At 69.4% G+C, this 1324-nt stretch carries 2 protein-coding genes and 1 pseudogene; all 3 read left to right on the plus strand.

Features of this window, described 5'->3' with window-relative positions:
• Positions 1-153 (plus strand): annotated as a pseudogene (locus OLX02_RS20130) (steroid 3-ketoacyl-CoA thiolase); the annotation flags it as partial.
• Positions 154-166: 13 nt separating this feature from the next.
• Positions 167-931: an SDR family NAD(P)-dependent oxidoreductase gene (locus OLX02_RS20135; RefSeq protein ID WP_264425743.1), complete on the plus strand. Its 765-nt coding sequence runs from the start codon at positions 167-169 to the stop codon at positions 929-931.
• Positions 928-1324: enoyl-CoA hydratase-related protein (locus OLX02_RS20140; RefSeq protein WP_264425744.1), on the plus strand; the 397-nt coding region annotated here is incomplete at its 3' end. The genes OLX02_RS20135 and OLX02_RS20140, both read left to right, overlap by 4 nt.

Consider the following 1324-nt stretch of genomic DNA (forward strand, 5'->3'; position numbering starts at 1 on the left):
GCGATCGCGCTGGGCCATCCGCTGGGTGCATCGGGCACGCGGCTGATGAGCTCGATGCTGTACGGGCTGGAAGAAACGGGCGGGCGCTATGGCCTGCAGACGATGTGCGAGGCGGGCGGCCAGGCCAACGCCACGATCATCGAACGACTTTGAAGAGGTATCTGACATGGAACTGAAGGGTATTGTCGCGGTCGTCACGGGCGGCGCGTCGGGGCTGGGCCGGGCGACGGCGGAGCGCCTGGTCGCGGGTGGTGCGAAGGTCGTGATCGCCGATCTTCCGGTATCGGACGGCGAGGCGACGGCTGCCGCGATCGGTCAGGCCGCGCGCTTTGTCGCGGCCGACGTGACGGATACCGACCAGATGAACGCGGTGTTCGACGCCGCCGAGGCGATGGGTCCGCTGCGCGCGGTGGTGCACTGCGCCGGTCGCGGCGGTCCGATCCGCGTGGTGGACCGTGAAGGCAACCCCGGCTCGCTGGAAACCTACGAGATGGTGGTGCGGATCAACCTGATCGGCAGCTTCAACGTGCTGCGCCTTGGCGCGGCGCGCATGGCGAAGAACGAGGCGATCGACGGCGAGCGCGGGGTCGTGGTGCTGACCGCCTCGGTGGCGGCCTTCGAAGGGCAGATCGGGCAGATCCCCTATGCTTCGGCCAAGGCCGGGATCGTGGGCATGACGATCGTGGCCGCACGCGACCTTGCCAGCCACCAGGTGCGCGTGTGCACGATCGCGCCGGGCACGTTCGACACGCCGATCCTGGAGCGGGTGAAGCCCGAAGTGCGCGAGGCCCTGGCTGGCGCAGTGCCGCATCCGCGCCGCCTTGGCCGCCCGAACGAATTTGCCATGCTGGCCGAGCAGATCATCGAGAACCCGATGCTGAACGGCGAGACGATCCGCATCGACGGCGCCATCCGGATGCCGCCGCGATGAGCGATCCGGTCCTGAAGGCGCTGGAAGGGGGCGTGCTGACGCTGACCCTCAACCAGCCCGAGTTGCGCAACCCGATCTCCGATGGCCCCACGATCGAGGCGCTGTGCGCCGCGATCGAGGAAGCGGACCGCGACATGGCGGTGCGCGTGGTGATCCTGACGGGCGCGGGCTCGGCCTTCTCGACCGGGGGCAATATCGCCACGATGCGCGAGGGCAGCGGCCTGAACGATCCGGTCGCCGCGCAGACGCGCCGCAACTACCGCCACGGCATCCAGCGCCTGCCGCTGCTGTTCGAGGCGATCGAGGTGCCGGTGATCGCGGCGGTCAATGGCCCGGCGATCGGCGCGGGCTGCGACCTTGCCTGCATGTGCGACGTGCGCATCGCCTCGGACA

It is taken from the genome of Novosphingobium sp. KCTC 2891 (assembly GCF_025938155.1).
Taxonomy (GTDB): domain Bacteria; phylum Pseudomonadota; class Alphaproteobacteria; order Sphingomonadales; family Sphingomonadaceae; genus Novosphingobium.